Source organism: Pseudomonas palleroniana, from assembly GCF_022836895.1.
Classification (GTDB): Bacteria; Pseudomonadota; Gammaproteobacteria; order Pseudomonadales; family Pseudomonadaceae; genus Aquipseudomonas; species Aquipseudomonas palleroniana.
In genome coordinates this window covers 5,703,761-5,730,303 of record NZ_CP092411.1, presented here as the reverse complement: position 1 = coordinate 5,730,303, position 26,543 = coordinate 5,703,761, and the positions used below count along the sequence as shown (strand labels likewise).

The window sequence follows — 26,543 nt, the reverse complement described above, 5'->3', positions numbered from 1 at the left end:
CTATCGGGAGCAAGCCCCCTCCCACATTTGCCTTGTGCGTATCCTTGATTCAGGCCGCTTGCTGGAACTGCTGGCGATATTGGTTCGGCGACAGCTCCGTGTGCTGCCTGAACAACCGCGCAAAGAAACTCGCATCGTCGTAACCCACCTCGTAACTGATGGTCTTGATGCTCTTGCGGCTGCCCGAGAGTAGGCCTTTGGCCGTCTCGATTCGCAGGCGTTGCAGGTAATGCAGCGGCTTGTCACCGGTGGCGGTCTGGAAGCGGCGCATGAAGTTGCGGATGCTCATGCCGTGCTCCCTTGCGACATCTTCAAAGCGGAACTTGTCGGCGAAGTGTTCTTCGAGCCAATGCTGGATCTGCAGGATGATCACGTCCTGATGCAGCTTCTGCCCACCAAAACCGATGCGCCCCGGCGCGTAGCTGCGCTGCACTTCGTAGAGGATATCGCGGGCCACGGCTTGGGCGATGTTGGCGCCGCAGAAGCGTTCGATCAGGTAGATGTAGAGGTCGCACGCCGAGGTGGTGCCGCCGGCGCAATAGAGGTTGTCGGCGTCGGTGAGGTGTTTGTCCTGGTTGAGTTGGACCTTGGGGAAGCGCTCGCTGAAAGCGTTGAAGAAACGCCAGTAGGTGGTCGCCTCCTTGCCATCGAGCAGGCCGGCCTCAGCGAGCCAGAACACCCCGGTGGCTTCGCCGCAGAGCACGGCGCCGCGGGCATGTTGCTCGCGTAGCCAGGGCAGCACTTGCGGATAGCGGGTGCACAGGGCGTCGAAATCATCCCAGAAAGCCGGCAGCACAATGATGTCGGCGTTTTCCAGGCCGCCATCCACCGGCATGATCACGTCGCTGAAGCTGCGCACCGGTTGCCCGTCGGGGCTGACCAGGCGCGTTTCGAACGCTGGGGTCAGGCCCAGGCCCTGCTGTTTGCCATAGCGCAGGCTGGCGAGGTGGAAGAAATCCTTGGCTTGCATGAGGGTAGAAGCGAATACCCGATCAATGGCCAAAATGCTGACGCGCCGCAAGGGCGTGGAGATTTGGTTAGACATAATTTCATTTATTCTTATAGGGGAAAGTGGTCACCAGACGGCTGGATCGTCTTATTTTTTGTCGCATGTGTCCAGTGTCCCGTGACGCCATCGGGGCATAGTCTCTGGGGTCTCGTCCTTGTCCGACAATTCTTGCAGGTGACCCATGATTCCCAGAACCTTGTTCAGTCCCGAGCACGAACTCTTTCGCGAGAGCGTGCGCACCTTCCTCGAAAAAGAGGCGGCGCCATTCCACAGTCAATGGGAGAAGCAGGGCTATATCGACCGCAGCTTGTGGCGCAAGGCAGGGGAGGCAGGGATGCTGTGTTCCCATCTGCCGGAGACCTATGGCGGGCTGGGCGCGGACTTTCTCTACAGTGCGGTGGTGATCGAGGAGATCAGTCGCCTGGGGTTGACCGGCATCGGTTTCTCTCTGCATTCGGACATCGTCGCGCCCTACATCCTGCATTACGGCAGCGAGGTGCTGAAGCACAAATACCTGCCCCAATTGATCTCGGGCGAGATGGTCACGGCCATTGCGATGACCGAACCGGGTGCCGGTTCCGACCTGCAGGGGGTCAAGACCACAGCGGTTCTGGACGGCGATGAGTACGTGATCAATGGCTCCAAGACCTTCATCACCAACGGCTTCCTGGCCGAGTTGGTGATCGTCGTAGCCAAGACCGACCCCAAGGCCGGCGCCAAGGGCACCAGCCTGTTTCTGGTGGAGGCCGATACGCCTGGCTTTGACAAGGGCAAGCGTTTGGAGAAGGTGGGCATGAAGGCCCAGGATACGTCGGAGCTGTTTTTCCAGGACGTGCGCGTGCCCAGGGAAAACCTGCTGGGCCAGGCGGGCATGGGGTTCGCTTACTTGATGCAGGAGCTGCCCCAGGAGCGATTGACCGTGGCGATTGGCGCCCTGGCGTCCGCCGAGGCCGCGTTGGAATGGACCTTGGAATACACCCGTGAGCGCAAAGCCTTCGGCAAGGCCATTGCGGATTTCCAGAACACCCGCTTCAAACTGGCAGAGATGGCGACCGAGATTCAGATCGGCCGTGTATTCGTCGACAAGTGCATGGCGTTGCATCTGGAGGGCAAGCTTGATGTGCCTACGGCGGCGATGGCCAAGTACTGGGCGACCGACCTGCAATGCAAGGTGCTCGACGAATGCGTGCAGTTGCATGGTGGCTACGGTTTCATGTGGGAATACCCGATTGCACGGGCCTGGGCGGATGCGCGGGTGCAGCGGATCTATGCGGGGACCAACGAGATCATGAAGGAAATCATTGCGCGGGCGCTTTGAGGGTGTGGCGTCGTTGAGGGCCCCATCGGGAGCAAGCCCCCTCCAACATTTGAGTGTATTCACAGATCAAAATGTGGGAGGGGGCTTGCTCCCGATAGCAGTCTAAAGGTCAATCAAGGCGCAGGATTCGGATGATCCTTCTGAATCACCTCAATCCCTTCCAGCACCTCTTTGGACAGCTTCAGGTCAGCGCTGGCGATGTTGCTGTCCAGTTGCTCCAGCGACGTAGCCCCGATGATGTTGCTGGTCACGAACGGCTGCTGTGTCACGAACGCCAGCGCCATCTGCGCCGGGTCCAGGCCATGCTCGCGCGCCAGCGCCACATAACGGCTGCATGCCGCCTCCGACTGCGGGTTGAAGTAGCGGCTGAAACGGCTGTACTCGGTCAGGCGTGCCTTTGCCGGGCGTGCCCCGCCTTCGTACTTGCCGCTGAGCATGCCGAAGGCCAGGGGCGAGTAGGCCAGCAGGCCGCACTGTTCGCGAATGGCGACTTCGGCCAAGCCCACTTCGAAGCTGCGGTTGAGCAGGTTGTAGGGGTTCTGGATCGACACCGCACGGCTCCAGCCGCGCGCTTCGGCCAGGGCCAGGAACTTCATGGTGCCCCACGGGGTTTCGTTGGACAGGCCGATGTGGCGGATCTTGCCGGCCTTCACCTGTTCATCCAGTGCCTCGAGGGTTTCCTCAAGGGGGGTGAGGTCGTCTTCGTCCTTGTGCTTGTAGCTCAGTTGGCCGAAGAAATTGGTGCTGCGTTCCGGCCAGTGCAACTGGTAGAGGTCGATCCAGTCGGTCTGCAGGCGCTTGAGGCTGGCATCCAGCGCCAGGGCGATGTGCTTGCGGTTGTGGCGCAGGTAGCCGTCGCGGATGTAGTCGATGGTGTTGCCGGGGCCGGCGATCTTGCTGGCCAGGATCCAGTCAGCCCGGTCGCCGCGACTCTTGAAGTAGTTGCCGATGTAACGCTCGGTGGTGGCGTAGGTGTCGGCCTTGGGTGGCACCGGGTACATCTCGGCCGTATCGAGGAAGTTGATCCCCGCGGCCTTGGCTCGTTCGATCTGCGCAAATGCCTCTGCCTCGCTGTTCTGCTCGCCCCAGGTCATGGTGCCCAAGGCTATCGCGCTCACGTTCAGATCCGTACGGCCCAGCTGTCGATAATCCATCGGGTACTCCTTCAGGGAAAACAATCATAAAAGCAGGTTGAATTTTTTTTCGCAATCTGCATAATTGCCCACCTCTTTCTGCAGTGGAAGTGATGCGCCGCCTGCCGAAGAATCTTGCCGTTGAACGGACGCGCCGACCCGAGCCCCCGATAGCGTCTGTATCCGGCTGCCTTTGACCTTGTCAAAGTACGCACTATTCAGTAAGATCCGCCGTCTAATTTACAGGCGGCCCCTGAGGCTATTAAAGAATGACAACTTTTACTGCAAAACCGGAAACAGTTCAGCGCGACTGGTTTGTCGTCGACGCCGCTGGTCAGACCCTGGGTCGTCTGGCCACTGAAGTCGCCAGCCGTCTGCGTGGCAAGCACAAGCCTGAGTACACCCCGCACGTTGATACCGGTGACTACATCGTGATCATCAACGCTGAGCAGGTTCGTGTAACCGGCAACAAAGCAAGCGACAAAATGTACTACCGTCACTCCGGTTTCCCAGGCGGTATCAAGTCTTCCAACTTCGAAGGCCTGATTTCCAAGAAGCCTGAAGCCCCGATCGAAATCGCGGTCAAAGGCATGCTGCCGAAGGGCCCACTGGGTCGCGATATGTTTCGCAAGCTGAAAGTCTATGCGGGCGCAGCTCACCCTCATGCTGCTCAGCAGCCCCAAGAACTGAAGTTTTAACGGAATAGTTCATTATGTCGGCGACTCAAAATTACGGCACTGGCCGTCGCAAAACCGCAACCGCACGCGTTTTCCTGCGTCCGGGCACTGGTAACATCTCGATCAACAACCGCTCCCTGGACAACTTCTTCGGCCGCGAAACTGCCCGCATGGTAGTTCGTCAGCCGCTGGAACTGACCGAGACCGTTGAAAAGTTCGACATCTACGTCACCGTTATCGGTGGCGGTGTAAGTGGTCAAGCTGGCGCAATCCGCCACGGCATCACTCGCGCTCTGATGAGCTACGACGAAACCCTGCGTAGCGCTCTGCGCAAAGCTGGCTTCGTTACTCGCGATGCCCGTGAAGTTGAACGTAAGAAAGTCGGTCTGCGTAAAGCGCGTAAGCGTCCGCAGTACTCGAAGCGTTAATTCGCTTTACGTTCCACAAAAACGCCCAGTCTCCTCACGGAGCTGGGCGTTTTTTATTGCCTGCGATTTATGCAGAAATTTTACCGTGACAACTTGCCACATCCGTAGACCCCCTATACTACAAGGCTTGGAGAGGGAGCCCCGGGCAATTCCCTTGTCATACGTGGGGCTTTTCATTACCATCCGTCAAAATTTTTATAAGTAAAGATTCAACACTTAGTAGACGCCTGATTTAACAGGCCAAAAAGCTGATGGGAGAGGACTGAATGAGCAATGACGGCGTGAATGCAGGCCGGCGTCGCTTCTTGGTAGCAGCCACATCCGTGGTGGGTGCTGCAGGAGCGGTGGGGGCTGCGGTCCCGTTCGTGGGGTCATGGTTTCCCAGTGCCAAGGCGAAAGCCGCAGGTGCACCGGTGAAGGTGAATGTCAGCAAGATCGACCCAGGCCAGCAAATGATTGCTGAGTGGCGCGGTCAGCCAGTATTCATCGTTCGTCGTACCGAGGAAATCCTGGGGAATCTGAAAAAAATCGAAGGTCAACTGTCTGACCCCGACTCGAAGAATTCCGACCAACCCGCTTACGTCGATAAGGAAATCCGTTCGATCAAGCCAGAAATCCTGCTGCTGATCGGTATCTGCACCCACCTGGGCTGCTCGCCTACTTTCCGTCCTGAAGTTGCTCCCGCCGACCTTGGCAAAGACTGGGTAGGTGGCTACTTCTGCCCTTGCCACGGCTCTCACTACGACCTGGCCGGTCGCGTCTACAAGGCACAACCCGCACCCTTGAACCTGCCGGTTCCGCCCCATCACTACGAGACTGACAGTGTCATTGTCATTGGTGTCGACCAAGGGGAGAAAGCCTGATGAGCAAGTTCATGGATTGGGTGGATGCACGCTTCCCCGCGACTAAAATGTGGGAAGACCATCTCAGCAAATATTACGCACCAAAAAACTTCAACTTCTTCTACTTCTTCGGTTCCCTGGCACTGCTGGTGCTGGTCAACCAGATCGTCACCGGCGTCTGGCTGACGATGAGCTACACCCCGTCGGCGGAAGAGGCGTTCGCCTCCGTCGAGTACATCATGCGCGACGTCGAGTACGGCTCGATCCTGCGCCTGCTGCACTCCACCGGCGCATCGGCGTTCTTCATCGTTGTCTACCTGCACATGTTCCGTGGCCTGCTCTACGGTTCGTACCAGAAACCCCGCGAACTGGTCTGGGTCTTCGGCATGCTGATCTATCTGGCGCTGATGGCCGAAGCCTTCATGGGTTACTTGCTGCCTTGGGGCCAGATGTCGTACTGGGGAGCCCAGGTGATCATCTCGTTGTTCGGCGCGATCCCGGTGATCGGTAACGACCTGACCCAGTGGATTCGTGGTGACTACCTGATCTCCGGCATCACCCTGAACCGCTTCTTTGCTCTGCACGTCGTAGCCTTGCCGATTGTGATTCTCGGCCTGGTAGTACTGCACATCCTGGCGCTGCACGAAGTGGGCTCCAACAACCCCGATGGCGTGGATATCAAGAAGCACAAAGACGAAAATGGCGTACCGCTGGACGGCATTCCATTCCATCCGTACTACACGGTAAAAGATATTGTCGGTGTGGTCGTCTTCCTGTTTATCTTCTGCTCGATCGTGTTCTTTTTCCCGGAGATGGGCGGTTATTTCCTGGAGAAACCCAACTTCGAACAGGCCAACGCCTTCAAGACGCCTGAGCATATTGCGCCGGTCTGGTACTTCACGCCGTTCTACGCCATCTTGCGGGCGATCCCCGACAAACTGATGGGTGTCATGGCGATGGGGGCTTCGATCGCGCTGCTGTTCGTGCTGCCCTGGCTGGACCGAAGCCCGGTCAAGTCCATGCGCTACAAAGGCTGGCTGAGCAAAATCTGGCTGTGGATATTCTGCATCGCGTTCGTGATCCTGGGCGTACTCGGCGTATTGGCGCCAACCCCCGAGCGTACGCTGCTGTCGCAGATCTGCACCTTCCTGTACTTCGCCTACTTCATTCTGATGCCGTTCTACACCCGGCTCGAGAAGACCAAACCGGTTCCGGAAAGGGTGACTGGCTGATGAAAAAGTTATTCGTTGCTTTGATGCTTGCGGCGCTGCCGCTCCTGTCCTTCGCGGCCGAACATGGTCCTGAGCTGGAAAAAGTCGATATCGACGTGTCCGATAAGGCTGCCATGCAAGACGGCGCACGCACGTTCGCCAACTACTGCATGGGTTGCCACAGCGCCAAGTTCCAGCGGTACGAGCGCGTCGCCGACGACCTGGGCATTCCTCACGAAGTGATGCTCGACAAGCTGGTATTCACTGGCGCCAAGATTGGCGACCATATGAACATCGGGATGCAGCCGGCGGATGCCAAGGCCTGGTTCGGTGCGGCACCGCCCGATCTGACCCTGGTGGCCCGCGTGCGTGGGACTGACTGGCTGTATGGCTATCTGAGATCTTTCTACGAAGATCCGGCGCGCCCTTGGGGGGTGAACAACAAGGTGTTCCCGAACGTCGGCATGCCTAACGTTCTGGTAAGCCTGCAGGGCCGGCAAGTGGTAGGATGCAAGCAGGTTCAGGTCGTTGAAGACGGCAAGAAGCAATATGATCCGTTGACCGGTACGCCGTTGACCCACGAAGCGTGCGATCAACTGACCATCGTGCCCAAGACCGGTACGCTGAATGAAGAGCAGTTCGACGAGAAGGTCAAGAACCTGGTGACCTTCCTGGCCTACTCGGCCAACCCGGTCAAACTGCAGCACCAGCGTATCGGTACCTATGTATTGCTGTACCTGGCTTTCTTCTTTGTATTCGCTTATCTGCTCAAGCGCGAATACTGGAAGGATGTGCATTGATCCAACCGTAAGCAATTGCTGTTAATCTTGCGCGCCCAGCGGCATCTCTGAACATGTAGCAGTCTGGTTGAACCGGACGTTACGGAGATGCTCACTGGGCGCGCTCGTTTTTGAGCTTTCGATAATTTCAACAAGCGAGGAGGACCGCCATGGGCGTGACCAATCGGTTGGCCTGTTACTCCGACCCCGCCGACCACTATTCCCACCGAGTACGTATCGTGCTCGCCGAGAAGGGTGTCAGCGCAGAGATCATCAGTGTGGAGGCGGGCCGTCAGCCGCCGAAGCTGATCGAAGTGAACCCCTACGGCAGCTTGCCCACTCTGGTCGATCGTGACTTGGCGTTGTGGGAGTCGACTGTGGTGATGGAATACCTGGATGAGCGTTACCCGCATCCCCCTTTGCTGCCGGTGTACCCGGTGGCGCGTGCCAACAGCCGCCTGCTGATCCATCGGATCCAGCGTGACTGGTGCGGGTTGGTGGATCTGATTCTGGATTCGCGTACCAAAGAAGCCGCTCGGGTGCAGGCGCGTAAGGAATTGCGCGAGAGCCTGACCGGTGTTTCTCCGTTGTTCGCCGATAAACCTTTTTTCCTCAGTGAGGAACAAAGCTTGGTGGATTGCTGCCTATTACCGATACTCTGGCGCTTGCCGATTCTCGGTATCGAACTGCCGCGGCCGGCCAAGCCGTTGCTTGATTACATGGAGCGCCAGTTTGCGCGTGAGGCTTTCCAGGCGAGTCTGTCTGGTACCGAACGCGATATGCGCTAAGGCTTAAGGAGCCGCTGATGAACTCCAGTCGACCCTACCTGGTCCGCGCGCTCTATGAGTGGATTGTGGACAACGATTGCACCCCGCACATGCTGGTCAATTCCGAATTTCCTGCGGTTCAGGTACCGCAGGGTTTTGCCAGTGACGGGCAGATCGTCCTGAACGTATCACCCAGCGCCGTGCGCCACCTGCACATGGACAACGAGGCAGTCAGCTTCGAAGGGCGTTTCGGCGGCGTGCCACATACGCTGTACGTGCCTATTGGCGCCATCCTCGGGATTTACGCCCGGGAAAATGGCCAAGGCATGGTGTTTGATCTGGAGTCGTCTCTCGCAGATGACGAATCGATCGAAGGCGAAGATGGCGATGATGTGCCACCACCGGATACCGAGCCACCGCGCCCCAGCGGCCGGCCGAGTCTGAAAGTGGTGAAGTAATGGGTTGACCCTTGAGGTCTGCCTGGAAAATGCCTCGACCTGGGTCGGGGCATTTTTTTGCGCGGATGATAAAGATGAAAGTCGCGACAGGACGGTGATCGTACAACCACCATGGGCTATGATGCGTGCTCAAGTTCGCCGAAAAAGATGATTCATCATGGATAACGCCCACACCGCCCCTCGTCTTCCCCGCAAGCGCCGCAGCCTTGCCCAGGAACTGGTCACGGTGTTGTCCGAACAGATCCGCGACGGCCAGCTCAAGCGCGGTGATAAATTGCCCACCGAATCGGCGATCATGGATGCCCACGGGGTCAGTCGCACGGTCGTGCGCGAAGCGATCTCGCGATTGCAGGCCGCAGGGCAGGTGGAAACCCGTCACGGTATCGGCACTTTCGTGTTGGACACGCCAAGCCCCAGCGGCTTTCGGATTGACCCGGCCACGGTCGTGACCTTGCGTGATGTGCTGGCGATCCTGGAGCTGCGCATCAGCCTGGAGGTGGAGTCTGCCGGCCTGGCGGCGCTACGTCGCAGTGATGAGCAGTTGGCAGCCATGCGCGCCGCCCTCGACGCCTTGAATGAAAGCGCGGCTCATGCCGGTGATGCGGTGGCGTCCGACTTTGCATTCCACCTGGAAATTGCGCTGTCTACCGGCAACCGTTACTTCACCGACATCATGACCCACCTGGGCACCAGCATCATTCCGCGCACGCGGTTGAATTCGGCGCGCCTGGCCCATGATGACCAGCAGCACTACATGAGCCGCTTGAGTCGTGAGCACGAAGAAATCTATGAAGCGATTGCGCGGCAGGATTCGGATGCGGCGCGGGCGGCCATGCGGCTGCATCTGACCAACAGCCGGGAACGGCTGCGCCATGCCCATGAAGAGGCGCAGGCGCAGCGCGGTTAAGGGTCAGGCGGGCTGGTTGGGCTTATAGTCCTTGAGCAACAGGTAGGTGCTCCACCCCCACCAATCATTCGTCCAGTGCTTGTCGTTCAGGTCATTCACGTCCTTTCGGCGCAGCACCTTGTCTCCCTCCATCTTGAACAGCGGCGAGAAGTTATTCGCCGGGTTCTGCGCGGCATTCAGGTCCGGCACATACAGCGGTGCCTTGAAGTTGGCCGGGGAGGGCGCGACCCCACTGATAAACGTGTCGAAGATCTCATCCGCTGAAGCCTGTACCGCACGTTTGACCTGTACGCGATTGGCCGCGTCAATCGCATCGAAGTAGCGTTTGTCCCCATAGGCATGCCACTGATCGCCCATGGCATTGCGTACGTTGAGTCCGAATTTACTGTCTTCGTCATGCATGAAGCGACTGATCAGCGAACCCAGATCGCCCGGCGTCACCACGGCCGCCAATTGTTTGCGCGGTACACGCAAATGGCCGGCGGAGAACAGGTCGGTCAAAAAGTGATCGGCGAAACTGTTCATGGCATACGCCAGTTCCAATGCCTGGTCGGTACCGGTCTGATGGGCGACGACGGCTTGTTGAAGTGCCGCCGTGTGCCCCGCCAGATAGGCCGAAATCGCCCATTCGCCGAAGTGGTCGGCATTGTCCGCCGCCAATTTCAGGTAGCGCCCCAGCGGGATCAGCGCCGAAACCGCACTGCCGCCGCCGGTGATCCGGTTCCATTCTTCAGACAACGTATCACCCAGGGCGTCATAGGCTTCATGGGGTTGCTTACCGTCCTTGATGGCCTGGTTGACCGCGTTGATCTCCTTTTGCATCACCGCGAGAATTTTTTTGGCTTCTTCCCGCGAGGCCGGCAGCACGGCCAGCGAGTTAAACGCTGCCGTGAAGCGTTGCACACGGTCGGCAGGGGACGCGCCATCGCTGATGGGTTGGCCGGGGATGCCATAGAAGTCGCCGCCCAGGGCGATCACTTGGCCATATGTCAGCGCGAGGCCATTGGGCAGGTGCAACTCGACCTGGTGGGCGGGAATCGCCGGAGCGCCTTTGACGAAGCGCAACAAGGTGTCGTCGCCGATGGCGGTGTGTTCACCCCCTTCGAAGCGCAATGTCGGCGGGCTTTTTTCGGGTGCTGCGAGTTCAAGATCTGACATGTTAGCTCCTTGCTATGTCGTAGGAATCTTCCTTAATAACTGTATGTATATACAGTTAATTTGAGAATAGAGGAAAATTTTCCTACGTCAAGAAGGCGCGTCCAGACATCTCGCGCACTGCAGCCTGATGAATTGCGGTTGACGAATTTATTTATAGTTGTACGATGACGTACGACATCACGAAAACCAACAATACCTTTCACATGAAGTCTTTGCCCAGGGTGTTCGAATAATGAATCCACAAGAACTGAAGTCCATCCTTTCCCACGGTCTGCTGTCTTTTCCGGTGACCGATTTCAACGCCCAGGGTGACTTCCACCAGGCGGGCTACATCAAGCGCCTCGAATGGCTGGCCCCCTACGGTGCGACGGCGTTGTTCGCCGCCGGCGGTACCGGTGAGTTTTTCTCCCTGGCCGCCAGCGAATATTCCCAAGTGGTGAAAACCGCTGTTGATACCTGCGCCAGCAGCGTGCCAATCCTCGCCGGTGTGGGCGGTTCGACCCGCCAGGCGATCGAGTACGCCCAGGAAGCCGAACGCCTCGGCGCCAAAGGCTTGTTGCTGCTGCCGCACTACCTCACCGAAGCCAGCCAGGACGGGGTTGCCGCCCACGTTGAGGCGGTGTGTAAATCGGTCAAGATCGGCGTAGTGGTCTACAACCGCAACGTCTGCCGCCTGACTGCGCCATTGCTGGAGCGCCTGGCGGAACGTTGCCCGAACCTGATCGGCTACAAGGACGGCTTGGGTGACATCGAGTTGATGGTGTCGATCCGCCGTCGTCTGGGTGACCGATTCAGCTACCTCGGCGGCCTGCCGACTGCAGAGGTTTACGCCGCTGCCTACAAGGCCCTGGGCGTTCCGGTGTACTCCTCGGCGGTGTTCAACTTCATCCCGAAAACCGCGATGGACTTCTATCACGCGATTGCCAAGGACGATCACGCCACGGTCGCCAAAATCATCGACAATTTCTTCCTGCCTTACCTCGACATCCGTAACCGCAAGGCGGGTTATGCCGTGAGCATCGTCAAGGCCGGCGCCAAGATCGCTGGCTATGACGCAGGCCCGGTCCGTACCCCGTTGACCGACTTGCTGCCGGAAGAATACGAAGCCCTGGCGGCGCTGATCGACCAGCAAGGTCCGCAGTAACTTATCAACAAGGCCGCTGAGCAATCAGCGGCCTTTTGCGTCAGGAGAAGATTTGTGTCCCAAGCCAAGCGTTTTGAAAACTACATCAACGGCGAGTGGGTGGCCGGTACCGACTACTGCGTCAATCTCAACCCGTCGGAGTTGTCCGATGTCATCGGCGAATACGCCAAGGCTGACGTCGCCCAGGTCAACGCCGCTATCGATGCCGCCCGCGCCGCGTTCCCGGCCTGGTCGACGTCCGGTATCCAGGCGCGTCACGATGCGCTGGATAAAGTCGGCAGCGAAATCCTCGCCCGCCGTGAAGAACTCGGCACCCTGCTGGCCCGGGAAGAGGGCAAGACCCTGCCCGAAGCCATTGGCGAAGTGACGCGTGCAGGTAACATTTTCAAGTTTTTCGCCGGTGAATGCCTGCGCCTGTCCGGCGATTATGTGCCGTCGGTGCGCCCTGGCGTCCACGTTGAAGTGACCCGCGAAGCGCTGGGTGTGGTCGGCTTGATCACGCCGTGGAACTTCCCGATTGCCATCCCCGCCTGGAAAATCGCCCCGGCCCTGGCCTACGGTAACTGCGTGGTGATCAAGCCCGCCGAGCTGGTGCCGGGCTGTGCCTGGGCCCTGGCGGAAATCATTTCTCGCGCCGGTTTCCCGGCCGGTGTGTTCAACCTGGTGATGGGCAGCGGTCGTGTGGTCGGCGATGTGTTGGTCAACAGCCCGAAAGTCGATGGCATCAGCTTCACCGGCTCGGTGGGCGTGGGTCGTCAGATCGCCGTGAGCTGTGTGTCGCGCCAGGCCAAAGTGCAGTTGGAAATGGGCGGCAAGAACCCGCAGATCATCCTCGATGATGCCGACCTCAAGCAGGCTGTCGAGCTGTCGGTACAAAGTGCGTTCTACTCCACCGGCCAGCGTTGCACCGCATCCAGTCGCTTGATTGTCACGGCCGGCATCCACGACCGGTTCGTCGCGGCCATGGCCGAGCGCATGCGCTCTATCACTGTCGGTCACGCGCTGAAAAGCGGCACCGATATTGGCCCGGTCGTGTCCCAGGCCCAGTTGGACCAGGATCTGAAATACATCGACATCGGCCAAAGCGAAGGCGCTCGGCTGGTCAGTGGCGGCGGCCTGGTGACTTGTGACACCGAAGGCTACTACCTGGCGCCGACGCTGTTTGCCGACAGCGAAGCCGCCATGCGTATCAGTCGTGAGGAGATCTTCGGTCCGGTGGCCAACGTGGTCCGCGTGGCGGACTACGAGGCGGCGTTGGCGATGGCCAATGACACCGAATTCGGTTTGTCGGCCGGTATTGCCACCACGTCGCTGAAATACGCCAACCACTTCAAGCGCCACTCCCAGGCCGGGATGGTCATGGTCAACCTGCCGACCGCGGGTGTGGATTACCACGTGCCGTTCGGTGGCCGTAAGGGCTCGTCCTATGGTTCGCGTGAGCAAGGTCGTTATGCACAAGAGTTCTACACCGTGGTGAAAACCAGCTACATCGGGTCGTAGGACGCGCCCGTCGTAGGAGCCGGTTGCCTGCCGGCTCCTACCTTCAACACAGAAATGATTACCCGCAAAAAAAATAATTAGTGGGAGTACTTCTTCATGCAAGCGACCAAGCCGACCCACGTCCGCTATTTGATCCTGCTCATGCTGTTTCTGGTGACGACGATCAACTATGCCGACCGGGCCACTATCGCCATCGCAGGCTCCAGCCTGCAAAAAGACCTCGGTATCGACGCGGTCACCCTCGGTTACATCTTCTCCGCATTCGGTTGGGCCTACGTGGCTGGGCAAATTCCCGGTGGCTGGTTGCTGGACCGGTTCGGCTCAAAAAAAATCTATGCCTTGAGCATCTTCACCTGGTCTTTGTTCACCGTGCTGCAAGGCTATGTCGGTGAGTTCGGGGTTTCCACCGCAGTGGTCGCGTTGTTCATGCTGCGCTTTCTGGTGGGCCTGGCTGAGGCACCGTCGTTTCCCGGAAATGCGCGTATTGTCGCAGCGTGGTTTCCTACGGCGGAGCGCGGTACGGCGTCGGCGATCTTCAACTCGGCGCAGTACTTCGCCACCGTGCTGTTTGCGCCGCTGATGGGCTGGATCGTCTTCACCTTCGGCTGGCAGCACGTGTTTATCGTGATGGGCGTGATCGGCATTCTGTTTTCGCTGATCTGGCTCAAAGTGATCCACAGCCCGCGCCAGCACCCGATGATCAACGAAGCCGAGTTCAATCACATCGCGGCCAATGGTGCGATGGTCGATATGGATCAGGATAAAGGCAAAGGCAAGAAAACCGACGGTCCGAAGTGGAATTACATCCGCCAGTTACTGACCAATCGCATGATGCTCGGCGTGTACCTGGGCCAATATTGCATAAACGGCATCACGTACTTCTTCCTCACCTGGTTCCCGGTGTACCTGGTGCAGGACCGTGGCATGACCATCCTCAAGGCCGGCTTCATTGCGTCGTTGCCGGCGATCTGCGGGTTTATCGGCGGCGTGCTCGGTGGGGTGATTTCCGATTACCTGCTGCGCAGGGGCCATTCGCTGACCTTCGCGCGCAAGGCGCCGATCATTGGCGGGCTGTTGATTTCCAGCAGTATCGTGGCCTGCAACTACGTGGATATCGAATGGGTGGTGGTGGGCTTCATGGCCCTGGCGTTCTTCGGCAAGGGCGTTGGCGCACTGGGGTGGGCGGTGGTGTCCGACACCTCGCCGAAACAGATCGCCGGCCTCAGTGGCGGCTTGTTCAATACCTTCGGTAACCTCGCGTCGATCACCACGCCGATCGTCATCGGTTACATCATCAGCACCACCGGCTCGTTCAAGTGGGCCCTGGTGTTTGTCGGCGCCAACGCGCTGGTGGCGGTGTTCAGCTACCTGGTCATCGTTGGCCCGATCAAGCGTGTAGTACTCAAAGAGCCTCCAAGCAAGGGGCCTGAGCTGACCCATCTGTCCGAAGCGCATTCCTGAGGGGCCGTGTGATGCAATTGATTGAACATGCCGATTCGCCACGCTCGATTCGTTTGCACGAGCGCGACAACGTGGTGATCGTGGTCAACGATCAGGGGGTACCGGCCGGGACCGAGTTTGCGGACGGCCTGGTGACGCTGGAGTTTATTCCCCAGAGCCACAAGGTGACCCTGGAAGATATTCCCGAAGGCGGTCGGATCATTCGCTATGGCCAGACCATCGGGTATGCCTTGGCGCCGATTCCACGTGGCAGTTGGGTGCAGGAAGATCAACTGCGCATGCCCACCGCGCCACCGCTGGACAGCTTGCCGCTGTCCACCGAGGTCCCGCAAACCCAGGCGCCGTTGGAGGGCTTTACGTTCGAGGGCTATCGCAACGCCGATGGTACCGTGGGGACGCGCAATATCCTCGGTATCACCACCACGGTGCAGTGCGTCACGGGCGTGCTGGATCATGCGGTCAAGCGCATCAAGGACGAATTGCTGCCCAAGTATCCGCACGTTGACGACGTGGTGGCGCTCACCCACAGCTACGGCTGCGGCGTGGCGATCACCGCGACGGATGCCTATATCCCGATCCGCACGGTGCGCAACCTGGCACGCAACCCCAACCTGGGGGGCGAAGCGCTGGTGATCAGCCTGGGTTGCGAGAAATTGCAGGCCGGGCAAGTGATGCATGAGCACGACAGTTCCGTCGACCTGAGCGAGCCGTGGTTGTACCGCCTGCAGGACGCCAGCCACGGCTTCACTGAAATGATCGAGCAGATCATGGCGCTGGCCGAAACCCGATTGAAGAGGCTCGACCAGCGTCGTCGTGAAACCGTGCCGGCCTCTGAGCTGATCCTGGGGATGCAATGCGGGGGCAGTGATGCGTTTTCCGGCATCACCGCCAACCCGGCGCTGGGGTACGCTTCGGACTTACTGTTGCGGGCCGGGGCGACGGTGATGTTTTCCGAAGTGACTGAAGTCCGAGACGCCATCTACCTGCTGACTTCTCGCGCACAGAGCGAGGACGTTGCTCGGGAGCTGGTCAGGGAAATGGACTGGTACGACCGTTACCTGGCCAAGGGCGAGGCGGATCGCAGCGCCAATACCACGCCAGGCAATAAGAAGGGCGGGTTGTCGAACATTGTCGAGAAGTCTTTGGGGTCTATCGTCAAATCCGGCAGCAGTGCGATCAACGGCGTGCTTGGCCCCGGCGAGCGATTCAAGGGCAAGGGTCTGATTTTTTGCGCCACGCCGGCTAGTGATTTTGTGTGTGGCACCTTGCAACTGGCGGCGGGAATGAACCTGCATGTGTTCACCACCGGGCGTGGCACGCCGTATGGGCTGGCGATGGCGCCCGTGGTGAAAGTGTCGACGCGCACGGAGTTGGCGCAGCGCTGGCCGGATCTCATCGATATCGACGCCGGGCGCATTGCCACAGGGCGCGCGAGTATCGAGGAATTGGGCTGGGAGTTGTTTCACTTCTACCTGGACGTGGCCAGCGGCAAGAAGCAGACGTGGGCCGAACGGCATAAGCTGCATAACGACATCACCCTGTTCAATCCTGCGCCTATCACCTGAACTTGCCTTGTAGTGAGCGGGCTTGCCCCGCGCTGGGCGGCAAAGCCGCCCCAATCGCCGCGGTGTTTCAGAAAGACCGAAGCGCTTGGGATTAGGGCCGCTTCGCAGCCCATCGGGAGCAAGCCCCCTCCCACAGTGACAGCGTTAAGCCTTGACTGGCTGGTATTAGGGCGTGCCTCGCCCTCAACCCAGGCGCCTCGGTCTTTCTGAAGCGTCTTGGGAGGGCTCGTTGGGGCGGCTGCGCCACCCAGCGCGGGGCGAGCCCGCTCACTACAACCGGACGGGGTGGCCTGTGGTGGCTTATCATTGGCTACCTGACGACGTCGACCAAGGTTCTCCCCGGCATGCTGGCTATTTTCTTCACCACCCTCACCATCACGGCGCCGGTGTTTGCCATGCTGTTCCTTGGTGTGCTGCTCAAGCGCATCAACTGGATCAACGACAACTTTATCCACACTGCCTCGTCCCTGGTGTTCAACGTCACCATGCCGGCGCTGCTGTTCCTGGGCATCCTGCATGCCGATCTGCATTCGGCGCTCAAGCCGGGTTTGCTGATCTACTTTGCCGTTGCCACCTTGCTCAGCTTTGCATTGGCCTGGGGTTGGGCGATTGTTCGTTGCCCGCGTGAAGACCGGGGCATTTATACCCAGGGTGCGTTTCGCGGCAATAACGGGGTCATCGGCCTGGCGCTGGCAGCCAGCATGTACGGTGACTACGGCATTTCCCTGGGCGCTATCCTCGCGGCGTTGGTGATCCTGTTCTACAACACGCTGTCGACCATCGTGCTGGCGGTGTATAGCCCGGTGATCAAGTCCGACCCGTGGAGTATCTGCAAAAGTGTGCTGGCCAACCCGTTGATCATCAGCGTGATTGCGGCCGCGCCGTTTGCGATGTTCAAGATCGGCCTGCCGGGTTGGCTGGAGTCTTGCGCCCGGTATTTGGCGGACATGACCCTGCCGCTGGCGTTGATCTGCATCGGTGGCACCTTGTCGCTGGCAGCGCTGCGCAAGAGTGGCAACATGGCGCTCAGCGCCAGCCTGGTAAAAATGCTCGGCTTGCCGCTGGTGGCGACGCTAGGCGCCTGGTTGCTGGGCTTCCGGGGGCCGGAGCTGGGCATTCTGTTTCTGTACTTCGGCGCGCCGACGGCCGCTGCGAGTTTCGTGATGGCCAGGGCGGCCGAGGGCAATCATGAACTGGCGGCGGCGATTATCGTGATCACCACGCTGATGGCGGCGGTGACCACGAATATCGGGATCTTTGTGTTGCAGGCAGGCGGCTGGATCTAACCTTCCTTCTGGTAGCTGTCGATGACTTCCTGGGCCGCACGAAACGCATCGATCGCCGCCGGCACCCCGGCATACACCGCGCAATGCAGCAGCGCTTCGCGAATTTCTTCGACGGTGCAGCCATTATTCAGTGCGCCCCGCACATGGCCTTTGAGCTCCTGCGGGCATTTGAGCGCGGTCAGGGCGGCAAGGGTGATCAGGCTGCGCGTCTTCAGGGGCAAGCCTTCGCGATTCCACACGCTGCCCCACGCGTGCTCGTTGACGAAATCCTGCAACGGTTGGGTAAATTCGGTGGCATTGCCCAGGGCGCGTTCGACGAACGCGTCGCCCATGACTTGGCGACGCATTTCAACCCCGGGCTTTTTCTGATCGGTCATTGCGATTCCCTCTTGTGTTGACGACGCCAGGCCCGTAGCGATGTGAACAACAGCAACGCCACCAGCACCGGCAGGACGTAGTACAGCATCAATTGTTCGAGCTTATTGGCCAGGGGCATGCCGGTGGTGAACGCCATCACATGCATGCCATACGCAAGGTACAGCCCCAGCAGAACGAGGCCTTCGGCGCGAGTGACGCGGTAACCGGTATAGAACACCGGCAAGCACAGGGTGATTGCGCCGAGCATCACCGGCAGGTCGAAGTCCAGGGCGTTGGGTGACACCGACAGTGGCGACGGTGCGATCAACGCCGTAAAACCCAGTACGCCCAGCAGGTTGAACAAATTGCTGCCAATCACGTTGCCCACGGCTATTTCCCGCTCGCCACGCAGGGCTGCAATCAACGAGGTGGCCAGGCACGGCAGAGAAGTACCGACGCCGATCAGCGTGAGGCCGATGATGCGTTCCGACAGGCCCAGGTCACCGGCCACATCCACCGCCGCGCCCAGCAGCAAATGCCCGGCCAGCACCAGCACCAGGAACCCGCCCAGCATCAGCAATACGCTACTCAGCCAAGGCGCTTTGGCCACGGTATCCCGTGTACGTGGGCGGCGTGAGTGGCGGGTCTGGTAATGCAACAGGCCCAGATAGCCCGCCAGGGCGGCGAGCAACAGCAGGCCATCGAAGGGTGTCAGCGCTTCGTTGGCTGCCAGGGCAAAGACCAGCAGCCCGGCGAGGATCATGACCGGGATGTCCAGGCGAACCAATTGTCGTGACACTCGCAATGGAATGACCAGGGCGGACAAACCCAGGGTCACCAGGATGTTGAAGATGCTGCTGCCGATCACGCTGCCCACGGCAATATCGGTGTTGCCGGCCACGGTGGCTTGCAGGCTGACAGTCATCTGCGGCGCGCTGCTGCCGAAGGCGACGATACTCAAGCCGATGATCAGCGGCCGTACCTTGAGGCTGGCGGCCAGGCGCACGGCGGCACGCACCAGGATTTCGGCACCGACGATCAGCAGCAGCAGGCCGCTGACCAGTTCGGCCAGGCTCCAGGGCGAGAGTGCGTTCAATCCGAAAATACTCAAGGCGGCCTCGATCAGTTGCTCATGGCTTGCACGCGAACCCGTGCGGTGCCGCTGCCCAGCATACCCAGTTGCTCGGCTGCTTTGCGCGACAGATCGATCAAGCGCCCCCGGGTATGCGGGCCACGGTCATTCACGCGTACCACCACGGATCTGTTGTTTGCGAGGTTGGTCACCCTGACCCGGGTGCCGAAGGGCAGGCGCCGGTGGGCGGCCGTCAGGGCGTTCTGGTTGAAGGGTTCACCGCTGGCGGTTCTTTTGCCATGGTGCTTGGCACCGTAATAGGAGGCGGTGCCGGTTTCGTCGTAGCCGTTGGGGTCAATGAGGCCGCTGGCGCAACCGGTCAACAGGGAGAACAGGGCCAGGAGGCCGAATAGACGCTTCATTTCCAGGTATCCCCCTATCAAATGTGGGAGGGGGCTGGCCCCCGATAGCGGTGAGTCAGTCTATAAAATTGCTGACTGGCACACCCTCATCGGGGGCAAGCCCCCTCCTACAGGAGACCGAGCTCACCCGGTCTCTTCGTCGCTGTCAGCCTTCGAGCTTGCTTTTCAGCAGTTCGTTCACCTGTTGCGGGTTGGCCTTGCCTTTGGATGCTTTCATCGCCTGACCGACAAAGAAGCCGAACATCTTGCCGCGTTTGGCTTCGTCGGCCGCACGGTATTGTTCGACCTGCTCGGCGTTGGCCGCGAGCATTTCGTCGAGAACGGCGGAAATCGCACCGCTGTCGGTCACTTGCTTGAGGCCGCGCTGCTCGATGATCTCGTCGGCGCTGCCTTCGCCTGCGGCCATGGCTTCAAACACGGTCTTGGCGATTTTGCCGGAGATCGTGTTGTCCTTGATACGAAGCAGCATGCCGCCCAGTTGCTCGGCTGTGACTGGGGCTTCGTCGATTTCCAGGCCCTGTTTGTTCAACAGGCTGCCCAGCTCGACCATCACCCAGTTGGCCGCCAGTTTGGCGTCGCCGGCGATGCTCAGCACTTTTTCGAAGTAGTTGGCTTGTTCGCGGCTGGACGCCAGTACGCTGGCATCGTAGACCGACAGGCCGAACTGCTCCTGGAAGCGCTCGCGTTTCTGCTGCGGCAGTTCCGGCAGGGTGCTGCGGATGTCATTGAGGAACGAGTCCTCCAGCACGACCGGCAACAGGTCCGGGTCGGGGAAGTAACGGTAGTCGTTGGCTTCCTCCTTGCTGCGCATGGCGCGGGTTTCGTCTTTGTTCGGGTCGTACAGGCGGGTCTGCTGGATGACCTTGCCGCCGTCTTCGATCAGTTCGATCTGGCGACGCACTTCGCTGTTGATCGCCTTTTCGATGAAGCGGAACGAGTTGACGTTCTTGATCTCGCAGCGGGTGCCGAATTCGACCTGGCCCTTTGGGCGGACCGACACGTTGCAGTCGCAACGCAGCGAACCTTCGGCCATGTTGCCGTCGCAGATGCCCAGGTAGCGCACCAGTGCGTGGATCGTCTTGACGTAGGCTACGGCTTCCTTGGCGCTGCGCATGTCCGGCTCGGACACGATCTCCAGCAGCGGCGTGCCGGCACGGTTCAAGTCGATGCCGGTAGCCCCCGGGAATTCTTCATGCAGGCTTTTGCCGGCGTCTTCTTCCAGGTGGGCGCGGGTTACACCGACACGTTTGATCGTGCCGTCTTCCAGGGGAATGTCCAGGTGGCCCTTGCCGACGATCGGCAGTTCCATCTGGCTGATCTGGTAGCCCTTGGGCAGGTCCGGGTAGAAGTAGTTCTTGCGCGCGAACACGTTGTGCTGGCCGATCTGGGCGTCAATCGCCAGGCCGAACATCACCGCCATGCGCACCGCTTCCTGGTTCAGCACCGGCAGCACGCCGGGCATGCCCAGATCAACCAGGCTGGCCTGGGTGTTGGGCTCTGAGCCGAACGTGGTGGCGCTACCGGAGAAAATCTTCGATTGGGTGGCGAGCTGGGTATGAATCTCCAGCCCGATCACAACTTCCCATTGCATAGTGTTCTCCTCAGAAGCCGGTAGGGGTGCGAGTGTGCCAGTCAGTGTTCAACTGGTACTGGTGCGCCACATTGAGCAGGCGGCCTTCCTGGAAATACGGTGCGAGCAATTGCACGCCCACCGGCAGGCCGTCGACGAAACCGGCCGGCATGGACAGGCCAGGCAAGCCCGCGAGGTTGGCGGTGATGGTGTAGAAGTCTTCCAGATACTCGGCGATCGGGTCGTTGTTCTTGGCGCCGATCTTCCAGGCCGGGTTAGGCGTGGTTGGGCCGAGAATCACGTCGACTTCATTAAAGGCGCTCATGAAGTCGTTCTTGATCAGGCGACGGATTTTTTGCGCCTTGAGGTAGTACGCATCGTAGTAACCAGCCGACAGCGCGTAGGCACCCACCATGATCCGGCGTTGTACTTCCACGCCAAAGCCTTCGCCACGCGAGCGCTTGTACAGGTCGGTCAGGTCTTTCGGGTTTTCGCAGCGGTAGCCGAAGCGCACACCGTCGAAACGCGACAGGTTGGAGGAGGCTTCCGCCGGGGCGATCACGTAGTAGGCCGGAATCGCGTGCTGGTTGTTCGGCAGGCTGATTTCCTTGATCACGGCGCCGAGCTTTTCCAGCTCCTTGATGCTGTTGTGCACAAGCTCGTTGATACGTGGGTCGAGGCCTGCGCTGAAGTACTCCTTCGGCACGCCGATACGCAGGCCCTTGATCGACGTATTCAGGCTGGCGCTGTAGTCCGGCACTGGCTCATCGATGCTGGTGGAGTCCTGTTTATCGAAGCCTGCCATGCCTTGTAACAAAATTGCGCAGTCTTCCGCGGTCCGAGCCAGCGGGCCGCCCTGATCCAGGCTGGACGCGTACGCGATCATGCCCCAACGGGAAACACGACCGTAGGTCGGCTTCAGGCCAGTGAGGTTGGTGAACGCGGCAGGCTGGCGGATCGAACCGCCGGTGTCGGTGGCGGTGGCGGCCGGCAGGAAACGTGCGGCGACGGCCGCAGCCGAGCCCCCGGACGAGCCGCCGGGCACATGCTCCAGGTTCCACGGGTTTTTCACTGCGCCGTAGTAGCTCGACTCGTTGGCCGAGCCCATGGCGAATTCGTCCATGTTGGTCTTGCCCAGGGTTACGGCCCCGGCGGCGGCCAGCTTGGCGACTACGGTGGCGTTGTAGGGCGCCTTGAAGTTGTCGAGCATCTTCGAGCCGCAGCTGGTGCGAATGCCCTGGGTGCAGAACAGGTCTTTGTGGGCGATCGGTGCGCCCAGCAGTGCGCCTTGTTCACCGTTGGCGCGACGCTCGTCGGCGGCCTTGGCCTGGCTCAAGGCCAGTTCCTCGGTGAGGCTGATGAAGCTGTTGACCTTGGGATCGTGCTCGGCGATGCGCGCCAGCAGGGTCTTGGTCAGCTCTTCGGAAGAAAACTTTTTGTCGGCGAGACCGCGGGCGATCTCGGCCAGAGTCATGTGATGCATGAAAGGCTCTTTCCCTTTAGTCGATGACTTTCGGAACCAGATACAGGCCGTTTTCGACCGCTGGCGCGATGGACTGGTAAGCCTCGCGGTTATTGCGCTCGGTCACGACGTCTGCGCGCAGGCGCTGGCTGGCTTCCAGCGGGTGAGCCAGGGGCTCGATACCGTCGGTATCCACGGCCTGCATTTGGTCAACCAGCCCGAGAATGCTGTTCAGGGCTGCGGTGGTCTGTGGAAGATCGGCGTCATTCAGGCCAAGCGAGGCCAGATGCGCGATTTTTTCCACGTCGGAGCGTTCAAGCGCCATGGGATTCTCCAGTGGAAAACAGAACGGAGGGCGTCCGTGTGTTAGATTGTCGGAACACTACCGCATTTCTACGGTCATATGGCCGCGATTGTGGGGGTTGGTGCACAGAAAGTCGGCCAATTTAGCACATTGGCGCCTTGCCCAAAATCCCTGTCGTTGTTAGAGTTTGCCGCACTTTTTTACCCACGCGTTGCCTAGGGTCCCTTTCCCATGTTCAAGAAACTGCGTGGCATGTTTTCCAGCGATCTTTCCATTGACCTGGGCACTGCCAACACCCTTATTTACGTGCGCGAGCGCGGTATCGTCCTGAATGAGCCATCGGTTGTGGCTATTCGGACCCATGGTAATCAGAAAAGTGTCGTTGCCGTCGGCACCGAGGCCAAGCGCATGCTCGGCCGTACACCAGGCAATATTGCTGCCATTCGTCCGATGAAGGACGGCGTGATCGCCGACTTCAGCGTCTGCGAGAAGATGCTGCAGTACTTCATCAACAAGGTTCACGAAAACAGTTTTCTGCAGCCCAGCCCTCGCGTGCTGATCTGCGTTCCATGCAAGTCCACCCAGGTGGAGCGTCGTGCCATCCGTGAATCGGCCCTGGGGGCCGGTGCCCGCGAAGTGTTCCTGATCGAAGAGCCTATGGCTGCCGCTATCGGCGCCGGCCTGCCGGTTGAGGAAGCGCGCGGTTCGATGGTGGTCGATATCGGTGGTGGTACCACTGAAATCGCCCTGATTTCCCTGAACGGTGTGGTGTATGCCGAATCCGTGCGCGTAGGCGGCGACCGCTTCGACGAAGCGATCATCACTTATGTACGTCGCAACTACGGCAGCCTGATCGGTGAATCCACCGCCGAGCGCATCAAGCAGGAAATCGGTACCGCTTACCCGGGCGGCGAAGTGCGCGAAGTCGATGTTCGCGGCCGTAACCTGGCCGAAGGCGTTCCACGTGCCTTCACCCTGAACTCCAACGAAGTGCTGGAAGCTCTGCAAGAGTCCCTTGCCACTATCGTTCAGGCAGTGAAAAGCGCCCTGGAGCAATCGCCGCCGGAGTTGGCTTCCGATATCGCCGAGCGTGGCCTGGTGCTGACCGGTGGTGGCGCGTTGTTGCGTGACCTCGACAAGTTGCTGGCCCAGGAAACCGGTCTGCCGGTGATCGTCGCCGAAGACCCGCTGACCTGCGTTGCCCGCGGTGGTGGCCGTGCACTGGAAATGATGGATAAACACACCATGGACCTGCTCTCCAGCGAATAAGATCGCCAGGATGGTTCATGCTTCGTCGGCAGGCAGCACTTTGCAGTGCTGCCTGTTGGCGTTTATCTTCTTCAATCTGCATCCAGGCCGGTTAGATGCCGTATGAATAAAGAGAACATTTGCCTGGGAGGAGCGGCTTATTAAACCGCTTTTCGCCAAAGGCCCCTCATTGGGCGTGCGCTTATTGGTGCTGGTCGTGCTTTCGGTCGCGCTGATGGTGGTCGATGCCCGCTTTGCGCTGCTCAAGCCTGTGCGTAGCCAGATGTCGCTGGTGCTGATGCAGACCTACTGGATCACCGACCTGCCGCAACGTCTCTACCAGGGCGTGGCCAGCCAATTCGGCAGCCGCACCGAGCTGGTTGCCGAGAACGAAAAACTCAAGACTGAAAACCTGCTGCTGCAGGGGCGCCTGCAAAAGCTCGCGGCCCTTACCGAGCAGAACGTTCGGCTGCGCGAGTTGCTCAATTCTTCCGCACTGGTCAACGAGAAGGTCGAAGTGGCCGAGTTGATCGGCATGGACCCCAACCCGTTTACCCATCGCATCATCATCAACAAGGGTGAGCGCGACGGTGTGGTCCTTGGCCAGCCGGTGCTCGATGCCCGTGGCTTGATGGGCCAGGTGGTTGAGCTGATGCCCTACACCTCGCGGGTATTGTTGCTGACCGACACGACCCACAGCATCCCGGTGCAGGTCAACCGTAATGGCTTGCGTGCAATCGCCAGCGGCACCGGCAATCCGGAGCGCCTGGAACTGAGGCATGTGGCCGATACCGCCGACATCAAGGAAGGCGACCTGCTGGTCAGCTCCGGTCTCGGCCAGCGGTTCCCCGCCGGCTACCCGGTGGCGACGGTCAAGGAAGTGATCCACGATTCCGGCCAGCCGTTCGCCATTGTTCGCGCCGTGCCGACCGCCGCCCTCAACCGTAGCCGTTACCTGCTGCTGGTCTTCAGTGACAACCGCACGCCGGAAGAGCGCGCCAATGACGCCGCGCAGGCCCAAGAGGCGGAAGACAAGCAAAACGGTACGGCGCCGATCATTCCGGCGACGGTGCCGAAGCCCGCGTTCGTAGGGCCGCCTGCGCCGGCAGCCGCTCCGGCGGCGCCCGTAGCAACCCCGGCCAAGCCGGCCGCCCACAGTGCGCGGCCAGCCAAACCGGCAGCAGCTAAACCACCGGCCGCGACGCCAGCCGCCAGGCCGGCGGCAACCACCCCGGCAACTACGCGGCAGAGGGAGGAATAATGGCCGGTACTCATTCGCGCAATGGCTGGATCGTCTGGCTAACCTTTGCCATCGGTTTGCTGCTCAGCGTGTCGCCACTGCCGCAATTCATGGAGATCCTGCGCCCACTGTGGCTGGCATTGCTGCTGGCCTTCTGGTCGCTGAACCTGCCGCACAAAGTGGGCATGGTCACTGCGATGTTTCTGGGCTTGGCGGAAGATGTGCTCTATGGCACTTTGCTTGGGCAGAACGCGTTGATCCTGACCCTGATTACCTTTCTGGTGCTGTCGTTGCAACAGCGCCTGCGCATGTTTCCGATGTGGCAGCAGTGCCTGGTGATCCTGGTGATCTTCGGCCTGGCGCAGTTGGTGCAACTATGGCTCAGCGCCTTGACCGGTAACCGCCAGCCAACCCTGGCATTGGTGTTACCGGCTCTGGTCAGTGCGCTACTGTGGCCCTGGATCAGTTTCGGCCTGCGCGGCCTGCGTCGTCGTTATAAAATCAATTGAATGGATTGCGAGGCTCTGCCTGGTTATCGAACTCTACAGGGAGAGTCTTGAATGAATTCGCTTTATCTGGCCTCGGGCTCTGCGAGGCGACGTGAACTGCTGACCCAGATCGGTGTGCCTTTCACCGTGGTCAGCGCCGCCATTGATGAAACCCCTCTTGCAAACGAACCCGCCGTTGCCTATGTCGAGCGTCTTGCGCGTGGCAAGGCCATGGCAGGTTTTGCTGCGCTTGAACATTCTTCCGGCGCTTGTGTGTTGGGTGCCGACACGGCTGTGATCGTCGACGGTCAGATCCTCGGTAAGCCGGTGGATCAAGCCGATGCGCTGGCGATGTTGCTGGCGCTTTCTGATCGCGAGCATGAAGTCCTCACCGCGATTGCTGTTACTGATGGGCTGCGCTGCGTAACCCAATGTGTAAGCAGCCGTGTACGTTTTCGCGGGGTTTCTGTCGAAGAGGCTACAACTTACTGGCACAGTGGCGAACCTCAGGACAAGGCGGGGGGCTATGCTATTCAAGGGTTGGGTTCGGTATTTGTGACCGGTCTCAATGGCAGTTATTCCGCCGTGGTCGGCTTGCCGGTGTGCGAAACCGCGCAACTGCTTGGCCAATTCGGCATACCCTGTTGGCAAAACCTCACCGTGCGCTGATCGCTTGACTCCAGCGCCCAGCCTTAAGCGATCGGCCACTATTGTGAAAACGCCTGAACGAGACCCAG

General features: G+C 59.8%; 27 protein-coding genes. 18 read left to right on the top strand and 9 right to left on the bottom strand.

Annotated features, from left to right (window positions below; genetic code table 11):
* Positions 1-49: 49 nt before the first annotated feature.
* Positions 50-970, bottom strand: a complete 921-nt coding sequence (locus MJP36_RS25780; RefSeq protein WP_174554048.1) for a GlxA family transcriptional regulator — start codon at positions 968-970, stop codon at positions 50-52.
* Between the two features lie 220 nt (positions 971-1,190).
* Between MJP36_RS25780 and MJP36_RS25775 the strand changes: the two genes are divergently transcribed.
* Positions 1,191-2,327: an acyl-CoA dehydrogenase family protein gene (locus MJP36_RS25775; protein ID WP_244384336.1), complete on the top strand. Its 1,137-nt coding sequence runs from the start codon at positions 1,191-1,193 to the stop codon at positions 2,325-2,327.
* 113 nt (positions 2,328-2,440) lie between these two features.
* On the opposite strand, the gene MJP36_RS25770 is transcribed toward MJP36_RS25775, so the two are convergent.
* Positions 2,441-3,481 (bottom strand): NADP(H)-dependent aldo-keto reductase, encoded by a 1,041-nt coding sequence (locus tag MJP36_RS25770; RefSeq protein WP_244384334.1) that lies wholly within the window; start codon positions 3,479-3,481, stop codon positions 2,441-2,443.
* Between the two features lie 248 nt (positions 3,482-3,729).
* Between MJP36_RS25770 and rplM the strand changes: the two genes are divergently transcribed.
* The 8 genes from rplM to MJP36_RS25730 all read left to right on the top strand — a co-directional run bounded on the left by rplM (position 3,730) and on the right by MJP36_RS25730 (position 9,529).
* Positions 3,730-4,158, top strand: coding sequence for a 50S ribosomal protein L13 (gene rplM / locus MJP36_RS25765; RefSeq protein WP_060754914.1), 429 nt, complete (start codon positions 3,730-3,732; stop codon positions 4,156-4,158).
* Positions 4,159-4,172: 14 nt separating this feature from the next.
* On the top strand, positions 4,173-4,565 hold the full coding sequence (rpsI, locus tag MJP36_RS25760) for a 30S ribosomal protein S9 (RefSeq protein ID WP_016971570.1): 393 nt from the start codon (positions 4,173-4,175) through the stop codon (positions 4,563-4,565).
* A gap of 266 nt (positions 4,566-4,831) precedes the next feature.
* Positions 4,832-5,428, top strand: a complete 597-nt coding sequence (gene petA, locus MJP36_RS25755; protein ID WP_060754915.1) for a ubiquinol-cytochrome c reductase iron-sulfur subunit — start codon at positions 4,832-4,834, stop codon at positions 5,426-5,428.
* A complete protein-coding gene (locus tag MJP36_RS25750) occupies positions 5,428-6,639 on the top strand; it encodes a cytochrome b (protein WP_060754916.1) in 1,212 nt (403 codons plus the stop codon). Before petA ends, MJP36_RS25750 begins: the two co-directional genes overlap by 1 nt.
* Complete coding sequence (locus MJP36_RS25745) at positions 6,639-7,418, top strand: cytochrome c1 (protein WP_060754917.1); 780 nt, start codon at positions 6,639-6,641, stop codon at positions 7,416-7,418. Before MJP36_RS25750 ends, MJP36_RS25745 begins: the two co-directional genes overlap by 1 nt.
* Before the next feature lie 149 nt (positions 7,419-7,567).
* The gene (locus MJP36_RS25740) at positions 7,568-8,185 is read left to right on the top strand and encodes a glutathione S-transferase N-terminal domain-containing protein (protein WP_161548270.1); all 618 of its coding nucleotides are present in this window, start codon (positions 7,568-7,570) and stop codon (positions 8,183-8,185) included.
* A gap of 17 nt (positions 8,186-8,202) precedes the next feature.
* On the top strand, positions 8,203-8,622 hold the full coding sequence (locus MJP36_RS25735; protein WP_060754919.1) for a ClpXP protease specificity-enhancing factor: 420 nt from the start codon (positions 8,203-8,205) through the stop codon (positions 8,620-8,622).
* 157 nt (positions 8,623-8,779) lie between these two features.
* On the top strand, positions 8,780-9,529 hold the full coding sequence (locus tag MJP36_RS25730; RefSeq protein WP_060754920.1) for a FadR/GntR family transcriptional regulator: 750 nt from the start codon (positions 8,780-8,782) through the stop codon (positions 9,527-9,529).
* A gap of 3 nt (positions 9,530-9,532) precedes the next feature.
* On the opposite strand, the gene MJP36_RS25725 is transcribed toward MJP36_RS25730, so the two are convergent.
* On the bottom strand, positions 9,533-10,687 hold the full coding sequence (locus MJP36_RS25725; RefSeq protein WP_244384332.1) for a phospholipase: 1,155 nt from the start codon (positions 10,685-10,687) through the stop codon (positions 9,533-9,535).
* 232 nt (positions 10,688-10,919) lie between these two features.
* Between MJP36_RS25725 and kdgD the strand changes: the two genes are divergently transcribed.
* The 5 genes from kdgD to MJP36_RS25700 all read left to right on the top strand — a co-directional run bounded on the left by kdgD (position 10,920) and on the right by MJP36_RS25700 (position 17,643).
* On the top strand, positions 10,920-11,831 hold the full coding sequence (gene kdgD, locus MJP36_RS25720; protein WP_060754922.1) for a 5-dehydro-4-deoxyglucarate dehydratase: 912 nt from the start codon (positions 10,920-10,922) through the stop codon (positions 11,829-11,831).
* A 54-nt stretch (positions 11,832-11,885) separates the two neighbouring features.
* Positions 11,886-13,331: an aldehyde dehydrogenase family protein gene (locus MJP36_RS25715; protein WP_205345123.1), complete on the top strand. Its 1,446-nt coding sequence runs from the start codon at positions 11,886-11,888 to the stop codon at positions 13,329-13,331.
* A 96-nt stretch (positions 13,332-13,427) separates the two neighbouring features.
* Positions 13,428-14,792 carry an MFS transporter gene (locus MJP36_RS25710; RefSeq protein WP_161548266.1) on the top strand — a complete coding sequence of 455 codons (1,365 nt, stop codon included), beginning with the start codon at positions 13,428-13,430 and terminating at the stop codon, positions 14,790-14,792.
* An 11-nt stretch (positions 14,793-14,803) separates the two neighbouring features.
* Complete coding sequence (gene garD, locus MJP36_RS25705) at positions 14,804-16,357, top strand: galactarate dehydratase (protein WP_244384331.1); 1,554 nt, start codon at positions 14,804-14,806, stop codon at positions 16,355-16,357.
* 344 nt (positions 16,358-16,701) lie between these two features.
* Complete coding sequence (locus MJP36_RS25700; RefSeq protein WP_060754926.1) at positions 16,702-17,643, top strand: AEC family transporter; 942 nt, start codon at positions 16,702-16,704, stop codon at positions 17,641-17,643.
* Here MJP36_RS25700 and MJP36_RS25695 read toward each other — a convergent pair.
* The 6 genes from MJP36_RS25695 to gatC all read right to left on the bottom strand — a co-directional run bounded on the left by MJP36_RS25695 (position 17,640) and on the right by gatC (position 22,851).
* A complete protein-coding gene (locus tag MJP36_RS25695) occupies positions 17,640-18,020 on the bottom strand; it encodes a carboxymuconolactone decarboxylase family protein (protein WP_060754927.1) in 381 nt (126 codons plus the stop codon). The genes MJP36_RS25700 and MJP36_RS25695 overlap by 4 nt on opposite strands.
* A complete protein-coding gene (locus MJP36_RS25690) occupies positions 18,017-19,072 on the bottom strand; it encodes a calcium/sodium antiporter (protein ID WP_244385665.1) in 1,056 nt (351 codons plus the stop codon). The genes MJP36_RS25695 and MJP36_RS25690 overlap by 4 nt, the downstream gene beginning before the upstream one ends.
* 50 nt (positions 19,073-19,122) lie before the next feature.
* Positions 19,123-19,494: a septal ring lytic transglycosylase RlpA family protein gene (locus MJP36_RS25685; RefSeq protein WP_060754929.1), complete on the bottom strand. Its 372-nt coding sequence runs from the start codon at positions 19,492-19,494 to the stop codon at positions 19,123-19,125.
* A gap of 145 nt (positions 19,495-19,639) precedes the next feature.
* A complete protein-coding gene (gene gatB, locus MJP36_RS25680) occupies positions 19,640-21,085 on the bottom strand; it encodes an Asp-tRNA(Asn)/Glu-tRNA(Gln) amidotransferase subunit GatB (protein WP_060754930.1) in 1,446 nt (481 codons plus the stop codon).
* A 10-nt stretch (positions 21,086-21,095) separates the two neighbouring features.
* Positions 21,096-22,547, bottom strand: coding sequence for an Asp-tRNA(Asn)/Glu-tRNA(Gln) amidotransferase subunit GatA (gene gatA / locus MJP36_RS25675; protein ID WP_060754931.1), 1,452 nt, complete (start codon positions 22,545-22,547; stop codon positions 21,096-21,098).
* A 16-nt stretch (positions 22,548-22,563) separates the two neighbouring features.
* The gene (gatC, locus tag MJP36_RS25670; protein WP_005784804.1) at positions 22,564-22,851 is read right to left on the bottom strand and encodes an Asp-tRNA(Asn)/Glu-tRNA(Gln) amidotransferase subunit GatC; all 288 of its coding nucleotides are present in this window, start codon (positions 22,849-22,851) and stop codon (positions 22,564-22,566) included.
* A 210-nt stretch (positions 22,852-23,061) separates the two neighbouring features.
* Here gatC and mreB point away from each other — a divergent pair, with 210 nt between their 5' ends.
* From mreB to MJP36_RS25650, 4 genes are all read left to right on the top strand, one after another.
* On the top strand, positions 23,062-24,099 hold the full coding sequence (mreB, locus tag MJP36_RS25665) for a rod shape-determining protein MreB (RefSeq protein WP_002555108.1): 1,038 nt from the start codon (positions 23,062-23,064) through the stop codon (positions 24,097-24,099).
* A gap of 169 nt (positions 24,100-24,268) precedes the next feature.
* A complete protein-coding gene (mreC, locus tag MJP36_RS25660) occupies positions 24,269-25,339 on the top strand; it encodes a rod shape-determining protein MreC (protein WP_060754932.1) in 1,071 nt (356 codons plus the stop codon).
* Positions 25,339-25,827, top strand: coding sequence for a rod shape-determining protein MreD (gene mreD, locus MJP36_RS25655; protein ID WP_003171788.1), 489 nt, complete (start codon positions 25,339-25,341; stop codon positions 25,825-25,827). Before mreC ends, mreD begins: the two co-directional genes overlap by 1 nt.
* 51 nt (positions 25,828-25,878) lie before the next feature.
* Positions 25,879-26,475 (top strand): Maf family protein, encoded by a 597-nt coding sequence (locus tag MJP36_RS25650; protein WP_090366764.1) that lies wholly within the window; start codon positions 25,879-25,881, stop codon positions 26,473-26,475.
* Positions 26,476-26,543 lie beyond the last annotated feature (68 nt).